General features: G+C 66.1%; 9 protein-coding genes and 1 pseudogene. 2 read left to right on the top strand and 8 right to left on the bottom strand.

The features are described 5' to 3' along the window. Both CAP_RS21805 and CAP_RS21800 read right to left on the bottom strand, forming a co-directional pair. The coding region (locus CAP_RS21805; RefSeq protein WP_044244142.1) for a TolB-like translocation protein at positions 1-597 on the bottom strand (597 nt) is incomplete at its 3' end. 750 nt (positions 598-1,347) lie between these two features. Further along, the gene (locus CAP_RS21800; RefSeq protein WP_044244140.1) at positions 1,348-1,734 is read right to left on the bottom strand and encodes a hypothetical protein; all 387 of its coding nucleotides are present in this window, start codon (positions 1,732-1,734) and stop codon (positions 1,348-1,350) included. A 1,363-nt stretch (positions 1,735-3,097) separates the two neighbouring features. Between CAP_RS21800 and CAP_RS50745 the strand changes: the two genes are divergently transcribed. Beyond that, on the top strand, positions 3,098-3,319 hold the full coding sequence (locus tag CAP_RS50745; protein WP_156041022.1) for a hypothetical protein: 222 nt from the start codon (positions 3,098-3,100) through the stop codon (positions 3,317-3,319). Between the two features lie 549 nt (positions 3,320-3,868). On the opposite strand, the gene CAP_RS21790 is transcribed toward CAP_RS50745, so the two are convergent. From CAP_RS21790 to CAP_RS56065, 3 genes and pseudogenes are all read right to left on the bottom strand, one after another. Beyond that, positions 3,869-4,309 carry a hypothetical protein gene (locus CAP_RS21790; RefSeq protein ID WP_156041021.1) on the bottom strand — a complete coding sequence of 147 codons (441 nt, stop codon included), beginning with the start codon at positions 4,307-4,309 and terminating at the stop codon, positions 3,869-3,871. A 24-nt stretch (positions 4,310-4,333) separates the two neighbouring features. Then, the gene (locus tag CAP_RS45220) at positions 4,334-9,517 is read right to left on the bottom strand and encodes an NHL domain-containing protein (protein WP_197041298.1); all 5,184 of its coding nucleotides are present in this window, start codon (positions 9,515-9,517) and stop codon (positions 4,334-4,336) included. Positions 9,518-9,760: 243 nt separating this feature from the next. Further along, positions 9,761-10,024: pseudogene (locus CAP_RS56065) on the bottom strand (carboxypeptidase-like regulatory domain-containing protein); the annotation flags it as partial. Between the two features lie 1,634 nt (positions 10,025-11,658). Here CAP_RS56065 and CAP_RS21775 point away from each other — a divergent pair. Next, positions 11,659-12,495, top strand: coding sequence for an AraC family transcriptional regulator (locus tag CAP_RS21775; protein ID WP_044244135.1), 837 nt, complete (start codon positions 11,659-11,661; stop codon positions 12,493-12,495). Here the strand turns inward: CAP_RS21775 and CAP_RS21770 are convergent. From CAP_RS21770 to CAP_RS52465, 3 genes are all read right to left on the bottom strand, one after another. Next, positions 12,485-13,168: an O-methyltransferase gene (locus CAP_RS21770; protein ID WP_044244134.1), complete on the bottom strand. Its 684-nt coding sequence runs from the start codon at positions 13,166-13,168 to the stop codon at positions 12,485-12,487. The two genes, CAP_RS21775 and CAP_RS21770, sit on opposite strands and share 11 nt — an antisense overlap. Before the next feature lie 311 nt (positions 13,169-13,479). Then, positions 13,480-14,010, bottom strand: coding sequence for a hypothetical protein (locus CAP_RS21765; RefSeq protein WP_156041019.1), 531 nt, complete (start codon positions 14,008-14,010; stop codon positions 13,480-13,482). A 234-nt stretch (positions 14,011-14,244) separates the two neighbouring features. Then, positions 14,245-14,940: a delta-60 repeat domain-containing protein gene (locus tag CAP_RS52465; RefSeq protein WP_197041297.1), complete on the bottom strand. Its 696-nt coding sequence runs from the start codon at positions 14,938-14,940 to the stop codon at positions 14,245-14,247. Positions 14,941-15,237 lie beyond the last annotated feature (297 nt).

Below are 15,237 nucleotides of genomic sequence, written 5' to 3'. Positions count from 1 at the left end.
GGGAGCGCTGGAGGGCGCGGGGATGGCCATCCGGAAGATCTTGTCGACGCCGCCGTCGCGGTTGCTCAGGAAGAAGAGGGTGCGTCCATCACGGGTGAAGCGGGGCTGGGAGATGGTGAATGGGCCGGTGGCGAGGGTGGCTTCGCTGCCGGAAGGGAGCGTGACGCGGAGGAGCTTTCCGGAGCGCACGTAGACGAGGGTGGAAGGGGGGAGGTGCGGGACGTCGGCAAGGAGGCCGAGGCGGGGGGGCTTCTTGGTCTCGGGGGCGCTGCCGCCGGCGTAGTCGCGGACCCAGTCGTCGATGGTGCCGAGGGGGCGCCTGGTGGGCTCGGTGGTGTCGGGAGGAGGGGTATACTTGCCAGGCTCGGGCGCAGGGAGGCGGCACGCGAGCGGGCCAGGGCCGGTGCAGGGGTCGGCGGTGGGGGATGAAGAGGCGGAAGGCGCAGGGAGCGCGGTCGGGGTGGGAAGGGCAGAGGCGGAGGCGGAAGGGGCGGCAGAGGTGGCGAGGGGCGCGGGGTCGGAGGGGTCGCTGCGACAGGCGGGGCAGGCTGGGAAGAGGGCGAGCGCGAGGAGGGGGAGGAGCGCGGTCGCTTTCATGGACAGGGATGGTGGCGCGCATTCGAGGCGGCCGGGATGTAAGAGGCAAATTCTGCGACACGCTACCAATGCCCTTGTGCCTTCCAGGGCGAGAAGTGGATCTGGGCACGTAGTCGTATTGCCCGTGGTACAGCATGCAGCGTGCGGCGCACAGGGGAGGTCCCCGTGCGATCGGTCCACGTGTGCCTTGCCCCATGAAAGGGAATCGCTGATGCGAGATGACGCTTCATCGCTGTCATCCATCGCAAGGTCTTGCCGACTTCAGACGGTGATTGTCTCGCACGAGGTGGTTGTCTCGCGCGAGGCAGCGGTGATGCTCTCTGAAGCCCGGCATGTTCGAGGCGGCGGTGTCTGACGGTGCGCATTGCCGGGGGCGAGGTGTTCGTCGCCGGCCCTTGTCTGCGCGGACGATCACGTGCTGCTGCCGCAGGCTCTCGTGACATCACCGCTTGAACTGCAGCATTCACCCCCGAACCACGGAGCTTTCGTGTCGTCTTCTTTGCTGCACAACGCGCTACGACTCTTCCTCGTGGGCGTGGGCGTGGCACTGGTCGCGCCCTCGTGTACCACCGGCTACATCAGCTTCTACACCTGCAAGGAACCGTGTCGGCAGTGCAAAGATCCCTGCGGGGAGTGCCTCTACGGGACGTGTGCTCCGCCGGCACCCATCGGGTGGGATGGTCCCGTCCTGGTGTGGAAGGGGGCCAACGGGAAGGCGCCGGAGTGCCCCGCGGATGCGCCGATGACGCTCTACGAGGGGTACGCGGGGCTGAATACGTTCAGTGCGTGCGGGCCGTGCGAGTGCTCGCCAGCGACGTGCGAGCTTCCAGAAGATGTCGAGGTGAGCACGAGCGATGGGACGTGCGGGGGGTCGTTGCAGTCGGTGGAGGTGCCCGAGGGCTGGGATGGATCGTGCGTGTCGATCGGTTCGATCGACACGCCGACCTCGATCCGGGTGGGGCCCACGCGGGTCGGGGGGTGCGAGCCGGTGGTGCACCAGCTCCCCAGGGCGGCGTTCACCTGGAACCGGATGGCGAAGGCGTGCGGGTCGCTGGAGCCGATGGAGCCCTGCGAGGGCAAGGAGACGGTCTGCGTGCCCGGCAGCGTCGCGCCCAGGCAAGGCTTCGAGCAGTGCATCGTCAAGGTCGGAGACCAGGTGACGTGCCCGCCGGGGTATTCGGAGGGAACGCGGTTCTACAGCGGGGTGAGAGATACGACGCTGTGCACGCTGTGCACTTGCCGGAGATGGGGGGAGAGTACGTGTGATGCCACGTTGCGCGTTCACGGGGACGCGAGTTGTACGAGCAGTCAACATGAGCTATCGCCAGTTCTGGAGAATGCGGTGTGTGGCGCCCTGCCCGGCTCACCCCCGCAGCTTGCCAGCGTGGAGACTACGTTCGATGTCGACGAGCCAGGCACTTGCAGCCCGGAAGGTGGTCAACTGCATGGCACACCCACGCTCCAAGACCCAGTCACGTTCTGCTGCCGCCCAGCCGAGTGAGATTTGCTGTTGCGCGGTGGGGCAAGGGGCTGAGATCCACCCGAGGGGTCTCGATAGCGTGAGCGACCTCGGGATGAGAGCGAGGCGATTCTCACGACTCTTTCGCAATGCTATGCCGCTTCGCGGGGGCATTGACGATCGTGCGTCGTGCTCGTACCGGCCGTGGTACTGCGTCGTGCATCCGACACGCGTGGCAAGCGCCAGCGTGATGGGTCTTTTGTACCTACGTCGCGGAAGGGAATCGCCATGCGAAGTAGCCCTCGTACATTGCCGTCCCTTGCATGCTTTTGCCTCTATTCGATGTCTATTGTGTCCTGCGAGGCAGACATGTCACTCCCCGAGGCTCCAATCGTGCCTCACGCACTTTGCCCCGGCGCTGAATGCGCTGATGATGCGCCCCTGGGCTGGCAAGGACCTGTGTGGCTCTGGTCGGGCACCGAGGCCGAGGCGCTGCCATGCCCCGAGAACATCTCCGCACCTGTCTACGAAGGCCACGCTGACCTGCGCACCAGTGGAACCTGTGACGCATGCGCCTGCACCACGCCCGAGTGCGGGTTTCCCGAGAGCCTCAGCATCAGCGCCGCGGGGCCCGATTGCGTGGGTCCGCTCGTCGACATCCTCGTGCCGCCGAACTGGGATGGCTCGTGCTTCTCCTTTCCTCCGGTCGAGGATCCGATCTCGGTCTTCTTCCGGAGATCCACGCGCTCAGAATGTCTGCCGCTTGTCCCTCACGTCGACAAGCACATGAGCTTCTCCTGGGACACATTCGCGCGGGCATGCACGCCCGCTGCAGCGCCTGGCCCGTGCCCGGCAAATTCGGGGGTCTGCGACGCGCACCCGCCCGACGGCTTTGCGCAATGCCTCTTCAGGGACGGTGAGGCATCGACGTGCCCCGACGACTACCCGGAATTGCGCCGCTTCCACGGCGCCGTGAATGATCAGTCCTCGTGCACGCCTTGCAGTTGCCAGCTTCCGGAAGCGAGCAACTGCCGAGTTTTCATGAGCCTCAGCAGGGGCAGCGCGTGTGCGCTCGGAATTCAGGGCACGGTGGTAGGGCCCGCGCACGAAGGCTGTGTCACGAACGCGGGCCCCGATCGCTACGCGAGCCTGAGGGGCGAGATCAAGGAGTCGGAGCCCGACGTGTGTATTGCCAGCGGCGGCGAGTTCGTCGGCCAGGTCCTGCCTGCGGAGCCGACCACGTTCTGCTGCAAGGTCGAGTGAGGCTTGCCCGAAGGGCTGCGGAGGTGAGGCGGCGCTTCAGGAGGCACACCCTCCCGCAAGGGCTGCCCTTCCTTCCGCGGCTCTGCCCCGTTTCGGAGGGTGGCGCTCAATACTACCCAGCCCACCGACGAAGCCAGTTCGCTGGGTCAAGTTCTCTGCTGCGTACTGGCTTCTGGAGGCAGACGGGGCAGAGGCGACAAGTGGCGCACGTAACCTCCGCCCGCAGCGCGCGGGCGATGTCGTACGCGGTGCGCGCGGGCTTGCCCGTGTTCGTGGGCGGCTGAGGGGGGGGACTGCCAGACCTGTAGTGGTGGCAGACGGCTGGGCAGAGATCAGAGCAAGCGATGGGACGGAGGTCGTGGCCAAAGGTGGAGCCGGCGGCACCGCGGAGGGGCGACTCCGTTCAAGCGCCCGGAACTGGTCGGCGAGGATGACCAGCGCCAAGTGGTGATGCAGCCCCGGGAAGCTCCAGACGTGCCTCACCGGCTTTGCCTTAAAGGGAGAGCGGAATGATAGGCAGGTACGCTCTTTGAAGATGAACCCGGTATTCTATGGTTCTTGTTCGAGCGTCTCAACGTAAGAGCGAGCGATGACTATGTAGTCTACAATGTCGTCGATGCCTTCTTGATAACGCGCGGCTGACTTTTCGTCGCATGCGTTCTCGGCGATAGGGATGGTCGACTTCACGGACAGTTCCACCTCGTCCAGGGTTGCCAGTAGCCTTTCCCTTAGCTCTTTTTTGATCTTGGGCCTTGAAGGCTTCGCGGAACGACTCTGACGGTACCACTCGGGCGCCAGCTCCTCGTGCTCAATCCAGATCGGCGCCAGCACCTCGGTCAAGAGGTTCCCCATGATGCTTCCTGCGACTCGCTTGTACGCTTTTGCGACCTCCTCGCTGGCTTCGTTGACGACATGACGGATGGACTCATCGGTCTTCCGAGAGCATTCCATGGCCACAGCGGAGATTCTTTCAGCGGCATCTCGTTTCACGATTACTCACCAGACCGCTAAGAGTTAGTACTCGACGCCCCAGCAGCCGTACTGGTCAAGGCATTCCTTCATGCACTTGTGGTGTGGCGCGCCATCGTATTCACCACTATCGAGGAACGGTCCGCAGTCCTTGATGCACATATCCTTGACTTTCCGACAGCGCCGCTTCCACGCGGGATCACCTGGCAGCTTGTCGACAAATGACTTCGCCGACGTGCATAGGTCCTCGATTGCCGATGGTGCATCCGCGAGAACGATGCCGGTAGCCACCATGACCACCAGGAGATCGCCAAGAGCCACCGCCGGGATCGCGAGCATGGCAAAATGACCGGTCGGATCAAAACGATTGACCGGATCTCCACCGCAGTAGCTGTAGATGTTCGTGTCTCCGCCTTCAAAGAGCAGCGGGTCCTTTGCAGTCCATCGAGCTGTCTCCGCATCATAGTCACGAGCACCAAATCGCACGAGCCTCGTGTCAGGATCGTAAAGGCCGCCTGCGAATCCGAAAGGCTGGAAGCCTGGGTTGGTGTCGATCAGGACGCGCCCAGACTCGTCGTAGTCGATGCGCTGGACGATGGCGCCGGTCAGGGCGTTGATCACCAGACGGACGCTGCCTAGGTGGTCGGTCACCAACCGGTATGTGGCGCCGCCCTTGAGCATCACCTCGGGGACGTTGGGCCGATCGCCGTCGATGAAGTGAGCAACCACCCCGCCGCTCCCGTCGAGTTCGGCAGCAGGGTGCAGGGAGTCCCGGTAGAGCCAACCCTTGACCAGGGTGCCATTGACCTTCTTGCCCACGCGACGGTTGAGGCCATCGACCACGTAGTCGATGACCGTGCCGTCCGGGAGCGTGATCTGGCGCAGGTTGCCGAGCAGGTCGTAGGTTGTGGTGGTGGTCTGGCCCGTGGTGGTGTTCGCGCGGATGTGCCGTGCGCCGGTGTCGTCGTACGTGAAGACAAGGGCGCCATGCGTGAGCAGGCGGTCCTGGTCGTCGAAGGTGGCGGTGTCAGTGCTGCTCTGGGTGACCCGGGCGAGACGGTTTCCGTTCTCGTCATGATCGTAGTGCGTGACCAGCACGCCGTTGCGAGTAACATCGGTGAGGCGGCCCGCGAGGTCGTACCCGTAGCCGTCGATGTGCGTTGTCCCCGCGAGGGTCTCGGTCTTTTCCTCGACGCGGCCGAGGGCATCACGCACGTAGGTCACGGACAGCACCGGGGTGCCGTCGACGGTCACGGTGCGTGCGGTGATGTCGCCGTAGCCGTCACGGACGAGCGTCTCGACGACGATGCCGGCGGTGAGGGTCGCGAGCTGTCCATTCTGGGGATCACGCGTGAGCGCCAGCGGTCCTGCAGAAGTCAGCATGCCATCGGCATCGTGGCCGTAGACTACGGCCGGTCCGCCGTTGATGCGCTCCTGGGTGACACGGAGGTCGTCGTCGTGGCCGCGATGCAGCGTGGCCCCGACGACGCCCGACCAGGTCACATCGGTGAGCAGGTGGGCATCGTAGGCGAACGACAGTGAGACGCCTGCCGGGCCGCTGAGGCTCTGGAGCTGGCCGGTCGCAGGGTGGTAGGTGCGGGTGATGGCGCCGCCCGGGAAGCTGGTCTCGCTCACCCGACCTGCCGCATCGCGGGTGTGGGTCAGGGTGGCGCCGCCGGGGAGGGTCGAGGTGGCGAGCTTGCGATCGAGATCGTAGGCCCAGGTGTTCGGTGTCACCGCGCCCGTGGCGGGCTGCGGCGGCTCGTACGAGGCGCGCTGGTCACGCGCGGTGTAGCCGAAGAGGTGCGCGGGCCGGCCTGGCGGTGAGACGGAGAGGAGGTTCCCGGCGAGGTCGTGGTCGTAGAGTACGACCTCTCCGTCGGGGCGGAAGGCTTGCTCCACGCGGCCCGCCGGGTCGTACAGGTAGCCTTCCACCTGGCCGAGCGGATCCGTCACGCTGGCGAGGTATCCATCCAGGCCGTAGGCATGGGTCAGGGTGCGGAGGCCCTGCGTCACGATCTCGAGCCGTCCGTGCGCATCGTAGGTGAGCTGCACGGGGTGCATTCCCCCCATCGCGACCTCCACGACGCGGCCCTGCAGGTCGCTGGTGCTCACGACCTGACGGCCTGCGGGAGTGGTGAGGGTCGTGGTGCGGGTGCTGCGGGTGTAGAGATCGCTGAAGGTCTTGCCGTTGAACGTCGTGAGGTCCTGGAGTGCGGTGAAGCTCGTCGGATCCGAGGGCACGGCGAACGTCGCGGTGCGAGAACGGGTAACGGTGAACGTGTGCCCGCCTGGGGTGGTGAGCATCTCCTGCTTCCGGAACGGGAGGAGCATGCCGAAGCGCGGATCAGGAGCCTGGGTCCAGCGGAGGACGCGGCCGTCGGGAAGGGAGGTGGTGGTCTGACCGGAGGGGGCCACGGAGGCGGTGCCGGTCAGGCCGGTGGCGGTGGTGATCGCACGGGAGGCGTCGGCAGCTCCGGGACGCTGGACAGCATAGGTGGCGACGCGACCGAGCGCGGAGGTGACGGTGACCGTGCGGCCTCCAGAGTTCGTCGATGAGGAGAGGATCTTGGTTGCGCCGGCTGGATCGGTGTCTTCGAGGAGCCGCCCTGCACTGTCGTAGGCGTAGACATGGGCGCGATTCAAGGCGTCATGGAGCCCCGTGAGCAGGCCGCCCGGTCCATAGCTCAGGGTTGTGGTCTCGCTGCCTGGATTGGTCACGGTGGCGAGGGAGCCAGCGGCATCGAGGGTGAGCGTCGTGGTATGCCCAAAGGGGCCCGTGATCGCCGCGGGCGCACCGCTGGCCGCACGAGAGATCGTCACCGCGTCTCCCTCGCCATCCTGCACTGTGCTCAGGAGGCCTGCTGCCTCGTAGTGGAACGTGAGCCGCGTCGCGCCGGTGCGGGCGTCGACGGTGCGCAGGTGACGACCAACGCCGTTGAAGACGTAGACTTCACGACCATCGCCCTCCGGAATCAGGAGTTCGTCGAGCGCCACGCCGGGCATGGGCGAGCGGGCCATCCGGCGGACGCGGTGTGAAGACTCGCTCATCTCGGCGAGGTAGAGGGCGCCATCGGGGCCGAAGGCGAGTTGAGCGGCGAGGCAGATCTCGGCAGAACGGATCGGCTGACCTTCCTGGATGGCTGAGGCACAGACGCCCGTCCCTGCCACGTGATGGATCACGCCGCCGGGGGAGATGCGGCGCAGTCGGTAGCCCGTGCTGTCAGCGAGGAACAGCGTGCCATCCGGGCCGAGCACCGCGGCGCTGGGGCTCTGGAGACGTGCAGCCAGCGCTGGGCCGCCGTCGCCGGTATTCCCAGCCTGGCCGGTGCCGGCGTAAGTACTGATGGTGCCGCGCCGGTCGACGTGGCGGACGCGGTGATTCTGGTGGTCGACGACGTAAAGGCTGCCATCGGGGGCCACGGCCACGCCGCGGGGGCTGTGGAGGCGCGCCTCGGTGGCGGGACCGTCGTCACCCGAGAAGCCGGGAGTGCCGTTGCCCGCGACGGTGGTGATGGTGCCGTCGATGCCCACGCGGCGGACGCGGTGGTTCTGGGTGTCGGCGATGTAGAGGGTACCATCGCTGGCTGCGGCAACGCTGAAGGGCCCCCTGAAGCGGGCCTGGGTGGCAGGCCCGCCGTCGCCCGAGAAGCCCTGATGTCCAGAGCCCGCGACAGTGGTGATCGTGCCGTCAGGCGCGACACGGCGGATCCGGTGACCGCCTTGCTCGGCGATGTAGAGGCTGCCGTCAGGGCCGAGCGTGAGGCCGCGCGGCACATGGACCTGAGCCTGTGCCGCGGGGCCGCCGTCGCCAGTGCCGCCACCTGTACCCGTGCCGGCCACCGGCCAGATCGTGCCATCGGGCGCGATACGACGGACGCGCGCGTGCCCCGTGGAGCTGAGGTAGACGCTCCCATCGGGACCGACGGCCACGCCGGACACCGTGGCGAGGGGCGCATTCCTGGCGGGACCTCCATCTCCGAGAGGGCCGATGCTCTGGCCGTTCCCTGCCACGGTGCGGAGCTCGGCCTGGAGGGCGGCGCCCGTGCGCCGGCGGCCGTCACCGAGGTAGAGCACCTCGACGCTCGGGCTGTAGACGTGGTGCGCGCTCAGCGTCCAGCCTCCAAGCCCGAGCGCGAGGGCATCGAGGCCACCCAGCCGACCCTCCCATCGCTTCCAGGTGGTGACCTCCTGGCGGGTGCGGCTGTTCGAGATCTCTTCCCCGGCGAACGCACCGAATGCTGGTGCGAAGTCCGAGGGCGCCAGGTACACGCCCTCGTAGACGTAGCCGATGCGCACGGTGATTGGCTGCTCTCCCTGGGTCTCCCGGCCAAAGACGTCTTTGCCATCCCATGCAAACGTGATCTCTCTGCTGGGCGCGCAAGGGCAGGGGAAGGCTTGCTCGATACGGCGGCCGGCGATCTCAAATACGAGGTCAATACGCTTGACGGAGGCAGGAACGCCGCCTCGCGCCAGCGGGATGGTCAGGGTGCTGCGCCCCTGGTGCCCGGCCACGCGGTCACTGCGGTAATGCAAGGAGAATGAGGTGCCTGCCAGAGGGATGGACTCGCCGAGCACCTGGTTCTCGCAGTCGATGATGGACCCCTGCTCCTCGCAGGCCATCGGCTCTGGCTCGCCGCGGTCAGGATCTCGCCCCCCTTCACCACCGCTGCCTCCCGCGCCGCCGCTGCCGCCTGCGGCGCCACTCCCGCTCGACCCCGGTCCAGCGGCCGTGGTCGAACTCGGTTCCTCAGCATCCCCGTCGGCCAAGCAGGTGAGGCTGAGCGGGACACATGCATCCTCGGGGAATCCATAGGGCCAGTTGCAGTCCCACGGCGTGAAGTGCTGAATCGGAACGCGCCACAGCGAATGGCCAGGCCCATAGAGTTCAGCGAGCTTCACCTGCTCGTCAGGGGTGATGCCGAGCACGCCCAGGGTGGCGCTATCATCGGGCGCTCCGTCTCCGTCCGTATCCAGGAGAGCGAGTCCGGCGGCGTTATCGATGATTCGAACGACGCGTCCGTTCCTGGATGGAACCCAGGCGGCACGCATGCGGTCGTAGTAGCCCATGGGCACGACTGCGCCGGCAGGAAAATCGAGGAAATTGTCGACGTAGAAAGGCAGCGGCTGGTTGAATTCAACACTGACGGCCCCCGCCGCGAGCGCTTCATCAGCACTGAGCTCAACGGCGTAGGTATAGCCACTGGTCGGCGGCAAGTCAGCCGGCATGGCTTCAGGCCCCCGATCGCCAACTGTGTACTCCGTGGCGCGCAGACTGAGCGTGGCTGTGGGCTGGAGCGTGCCATCAGGAAGCAGCAACGCCGCGGTTGTGCCCGGAGGAAACAGGACCGTGGCCTGACGAATGCCATCGTTATCTGTGATGATGCTGCCGCGCGCCTCTGCATAGGGGGGCGCAGTATCGAGGTCGATTGACGTCACCTCAGGGTCGAGCGGAACGAGTGCGACGTCGGGGGCGTGGGCATAGCCCTGCCAGGGAACGTTGACCTGACGCGCAGCGGGCAAGTACCCATCCGCTTGGTAGGTGATCACGAGGGGGCCTCCACCCTGCGCCACCATCGTGAAAGCCCCGTCTGCGAACGTGCGCGTGCTGCCGTGCTCGGGGTGGTTGAGCAGGGAGATCGTCACGCCCACAAGCGGGCTGCCATCGACAGAGAGAACCTTCCCGCGAAGACCTGAGGCGCGATGTGGCGCAAGCAGCGCAGGATCGGCACCCATCTGGATGGGCGCAGGGCTATCCAGCAGGAATGCCAGTCCGGCCGCCGGGAGCGTCGTCACCGTACGGTCAAGGGGAGCGCAGGCGGTATGGGTGATGCCATTCACCGGATCGCAAGCATCGAAAGTGCAAGGATTGGCATCATCGAAGGAGGCCGAAAAAAGCAGTCACGCACTGACCAGCGCCGTCACACGCTTCGTCTCCATTGCAGGGATCCGCGTCAGGGCAGAGGGTGCCAGGGGGTGCTGGAGGGCCGGCGCTGCCTTGAGGTAGGCAGGTGGTAGCGGGGAAAGAACTGCCTCCATGGCCTCCCGAGCCCGCCGTGCCCCCCGCGCCATTGGCACCGCCGGCGGCGCTGAAGCCGCCTCCCCCCGCAGAGCTGCTGCCTCCGCCACTGCCAGCGGGCGTGTTCCCTCCGTCGCCACCGCTGCCCGAGGCAGTGGCACCGCCGATTCCGCTGCTGGTCTGCTCGTTGCTCCCACCCATATTCTCGTCGGCACCGCCGCTCGCTGCGGAGGTGACGCCACCATCGTGCCCTGGGTGGCCGGCTGCGCCGGCCTCGTCTCCAAAGGGAGGGGGTAACGGGTCTTCTCCCTGCGGGGCGGGCTCAGGATTGAATTGTTGACAGGAAGCCAGCAGCAGTACCGCATGTAGCGGTAAATGCCGCATCTTTAGGCGCATGGACAATGGCTCCTCTAATTGAATGCTTCAGCAGGGCGAATGAATCCAATCGGTGGTTCATGCCCGTCGACTATGTCGCAAGAGCGCCAGTGACAGGCACCAAAGCTTCACCATGGCCCCGAGGGCACACCTCTCCCTCGATTGGTCGTCCAGAAAAAAAAACTCCTGAACAGCCTGGTGCGGCGCCTACGAGACGCTAGCCATCCACAGCCAATCCCAAATGGATGTGGCGGATACCTCCCGGTGACCCTATACCGGCGCAGGCACTGCGTGGATCAACGGGCGTATCGTCATCGCTGGAGCAACCAAGAACAACGAACCGAGACGCGAAATGGTGCTCCGCCCACCCCGGAATATCGGGTTCCGTAACCTAGACCTGCAACATCTATATTACCGATTGGCGCTCCGATTTGCCACTGCACCCCTGATTTTAGTACTCCGATGAGACACCAAGTATGAGGTACAGGTGCGGAATCCATACCCAAGACCACTCATGTGCACCCTTGGAAACTGCACAGTCAGTGTAGGGTTACGAGGCACCTGAATAATGACGAAGGGTCCCGCTGTTCAAGGCGCACGCGTGGGCCCATAAAGACACGGCAGGCTGCTCGGGTGCTCAGGTGCATCAGAGGGGCGCTTCTCTGTGGTTGGGGTGTGGGGCAGGAGCGCAGAGCGCCCCTCGAACCTGTCGTCGCTGGTTGTCCGGCCTGAGGTTCGAGACCTGCGTTCGGACCCAGCTTGCCCTCGATCGCCCCTAGGCGGTTCAGAGGCTTCCATTCTTGGGCGGGCGGGTATTGCGTGAGCACTGCGGGCATGGACGAGGGTACGCGCTGCTTGTTGCCTGCCAGCAAGACGCGCCCCTCCGCCGTCGGGACCGGAGCGTGAGGAGACTTGACCGCATTGCGCGGCACGGACAGAGTCTCTCTCGAATACGCCACACAATCGAGCGATCCCCATGCCTCGCGCTACAGAGATCTCTGACCTCGTCGACCCGGATGATGTTCCTCAGCCGGCCGTCGCGGTGGGGTTGACGGTGCCCACGGGCACGATGGATGTGGGGGTTCATGCGCACCGCAAGTCGGAGCTGTTCCTCATGGTCCGGGGGGAGATGACGTGTGAGGCGTCGAATGCGCTGTGGGTCGTTCCTCCGCAAGCTGCGCTGTGGATTCCGGGCGGGACGAGGCATGCGCTGAAAGGGCGGGCGCCGCTCGAGGGGTGTGTGGTGTTCGTGGAGCCGGAGGTGGCTGCGGCGCTGCCGTCGGAGTGCTGTGCGATGGCGGTGAGTCCGCTCTTGCGGGAGCTGCTCTTGCGGGCGTCGGAGCTGCCGGTGTCGTATGCGCGCGATGGGGCGGAGGCGCGGCTGGTGAGCGTGCTCCTCGATGAGCTGGGCGCGGCGCGGGCGTCGGAGCTGCGGTTTGCCATGCCGGGGGATGTGCGGCTGCGCAGGCTCGTGGCGATGATGACGGGGAATCCAGCGGACAGGGCGACGAGGAAGGAATGGGCACGGCGGGTGGGGGTCGGGGAGCGGACGCTGAATCGGCTGGTGGTGCAGGAGACGGGGATGAGCTTCGGGCGGTGGCGGCAGCAACTGCAGGTGGTGCTGGCGGTGCAGTGGCTGGAGCGGGGGGCGTCGGTCCAGAGCGTGGCGATGGATCTGGGCTACGAGAGCGCGAGTAGCTTCGTGACGATGTTCCGGAAGTGTCTGGGGATGTCGCCGGCGAGGTATGTCGCGGCCAGGGGCAACGTCAGCGGCAACGTCAGCGGCAACGTCAGCGGCAACGTCAGCGGGTGACGACGGTGAATTCGTTGCCGCGGGCGTCCTGGAAGGGGATGGGCTGGGAGAAGTAGCCGTTTCCGGGGTTGCGTACGTACTCGAGGTAGGGGCCGATGCCCTCGATGGCGTTCTCGCCGATGATCAGGGCGCCGGTGCGGAGGCGAGGTTCCAGGAGCTTGAGGACGGGGTGGTAGAGGGTGAGGGCGCCGTCGAGGAGCAGCATGTCGACGGGGGCGTCGAGGTCGCGGAGGGTTTCGAGGGCGTCGCCGACGCGGAGGTCGAGGAAGTCGGCGAGGCCGGCGGCGCTGAGGTTCTCGCGGGCGCGGGCGGCTTTGGAGGGTTCGAGCTCGGTGCCGAGGAGGACGCCGCCGCCGTTGTCGCGGAGGGCGCAGGCCATGTAGATGGCGGAGATGCCCATGGAGGTTCCGAACTCGACGATGCGGGTGGGCTTGCAGGCTCTCACGCAACTGTAGAGAAAACGGCCGAGCTGCGGGGAGACGCTGAGGAAGTTGTCGGCGTAGGTGCGGTACATCTCCCTGTATTCGGTCTGCTCTCTTTGAACGAGCTTGACCATCTGCTCGTGGAGATCGGCGCCCTCAAAAGACTTCATCAAGGCGTGGTCGGCTCTGGCGGCTTCGTCGTGGAGGCGCTGGAGGGTTTCGGCGACGCGGCCGGTGGAAAGGGTGTCCATGGTGCTCCTGGGGCAAGCGGGGGGTGTCCGCGGCAGGCCGTGGGGAGGCTGCGCGTGGTGGGGTGTCCGCGGCAGGCCGTGGGAAGGCTGCGCGTGGTGGCGCCGCTTGTTCGCCCACCATGCCGCGCTTTCGCAGGGGGCGCATTGGGAGCTCCGGTCAATGTGTTGTGAGATCCGGCCATGCCTTCGGGTGGCTGCCGGTCGGGGCGCGCGGTGCTGGGACGCTGACAGGGTGGCTCTACCGTCGACGCGGGAGAGGCGTGGGGCGCCTCTCGGGCCGTTCGGTGGCCGAGGCGCTGCGCCTGCGGGGGCTACTTCTTCTTGAGCGTGATGCAGGGTTTGCCGCCCTGCTGGCTGCCGTCTTCGTTGAACTGGGCACAGACCTTGGAGCCCGACGGGAAGCTGTCATCGACCTTCCAGTTGAAGTAGGCGCGACCGGGCACGCACTTCTTCAGGCTCTTCGACTCCTTCCACAGCACCTTCCCCTCGGGGCTGGTGATGGTCACCTTGCCGCTGAAATGGCAGATCATCCCAGGGTCGAACTTGTGGCGCACGACCATCGCGCTGAAGACCTTGGTGGTCCCCGGTGACCCATCCACGAAGATGCACACCTGACCCAGGGGGGCGAGGGTACACCCAGAGACCGTGTGCTTGTCGGGAGGCGTGGGCCCTCCGCCACGATCGGCGCCCTGAGCTGGGGCGGGGGCCGCGGGGTCAACCGTGGCAGCTTCCACCGTGTTCACGGCACCCTGGGCCGGGACAGTCAGGCAGAGCGCGGCGACAGACGCGACGGCGACGACGCTGGGAACCCATACACGAGGTTGAAAACTCCGGAAGATCATGGCGGCCTCCTTCCTCCATGGCCTCAGTCGCACCGTGCAGTTGCATTCCCCGTGCCCATTGCGATCCCACGGTGGCGAGCGCGGGGTTCGCTCATTTCGTGAAAGCATCGATGGAGAGGGGGGGACGCGCCGGGGGATTGACGGGATGGCGCCGTGCATTCCTCGCACGTCCACGCCGCGGTGTTCGCGGGAGGTGGACAAGGTGGTCTGCCGCGGGGTGGTTCAGCTCAAGGTTCAAGGCAGCAAGTTGCACGAGGTGTGCAACGCATCCAGGCCGGGACGCGTTCCTGAGTGCAGCGGACGACTCGGGGCGTCAGTTCCACGCCCGCGCGACGAAGCCTTTGACGGGCTGGTTCTCGCGGGTACCAGCGAGGAGCAACCTGCCGTCGGCGGTGACCGCAGGACAACCACGGCGCGCGAGCCTCCGACGTCGGTCTCGCCAGCCACGACGATCCGGCCATCTGGTTGAATAGCCAGCGCGACGCCCTGCTGGCTGCCTTCTCTCTCCAGGATGACGTGGCCGGCCGTGCCGAACGATGGATCCATTTCACCCGTGCTCGTGAGCTTCAGCAACACGAGGTCTCGATCACTGAAAGCCTCCACCCAACCCGTGATGAAGATGGAGCCCGCTGGGTCGATCGCGAGGGCCTCGCCACTGGAGTTCGAAGGTCCGAGGGGTGGCAAGATCCAGCCGGCTCCAGCGCCGAACCCGCTCTCCAGATGACCAGCGTCGGCATTGATCTGCGCGGCGAAAAGCTGATCCTCTCGCGTGCCCGTGACGACGACGTGCTGGGTCTGCGTGAGCTCCGCGGCCAGCACTTGCTCCTCACCCCCGAGGTCGACCAGAATCTTCCCTTCATCGCCAGCGACGTCTCTGGGGGTTCCATCATCCTTCATACGATAGATGGCGATATCGTCGGGAGTGCTCAAGGCATGAGAACTCCTGCATCCTGAGCAACCGTCCACACGCTGATCCCCCCAGCACCAAAGGACGCATCGAGGGAGCCTGGTACGCCGGTCACCAGGGCAGGAGCGGAATCGGTCCGTACCAGCGTGCCCGACGAAGCGATGAGGTCGAGTGTGAACGTGGTACCAGCGACCAGCGTACCCAGAGCCCCCACTTGCGAGCTGACCTGCGTCGCTACCCGCCGGAATGGTGATGGGCGCCGTCACGAAACCGGGCGGCGCGCCGTGCACGGTCACCTCGACGGCTTCGTTGATTCTATT

This window comes from Chondromyces apiculatus DSM 436, assembly GCF_000601485.1.
Taxonomy (GTDB): domain Bacteria; phylum Myxococcota_A; class Polyangia; order Polyangiales; family Polyangiaceae; genus Chondromyces; species Chondromyces apiculatus.
This window is presented reverse-complemented; position numbering and strand designations above follow the sequence as displayed.

Coding starts and splice junctions, on each gene's coding strand:
- CAP_RS21770 (WP_044244134.1), bottom strand. CDS start 13,168: ATGGACACCCTTTCCACCGGCCGCGTCGCCGAAACCCTCCAGCGCCTC.
- CAP_RS50745 (WP_156041022.1), top strand. CDS start 3,098: ATGAGCCTCAGCAGGGGCAGCGCGTGTGCGCTCGGAATTCAGGGCACG.
- CAP_RS45220 (WP_197041298.1), bottom strand. CDS start 9,517: ATGCCGGCTGACTTGCCGCCGACCAGTGGCTATACCTACGCCGTTGAG.
- CAP_RS21765 (WP_156041019.1), bottom strand. CDS start 14,010: ATGATCTTCCGGAGTTTTCAACCTCGTGTATGGGTTCCCAGCGTCGTC.
- CAP_RS21775 (WP_044244135.1), top strand. CDS start 11,659: ATGCCTCGCGCTACAGAGATCTCTGACCTCGTCGACCCGGATGATGTT.
- CAP_RS21800 (WP_044244140.1), bottom strand. CDS start 1,734: ATGCACTGCTCGAAGCCTTGCCTGGGCGCGACGCTGCCGGGCACGCAG.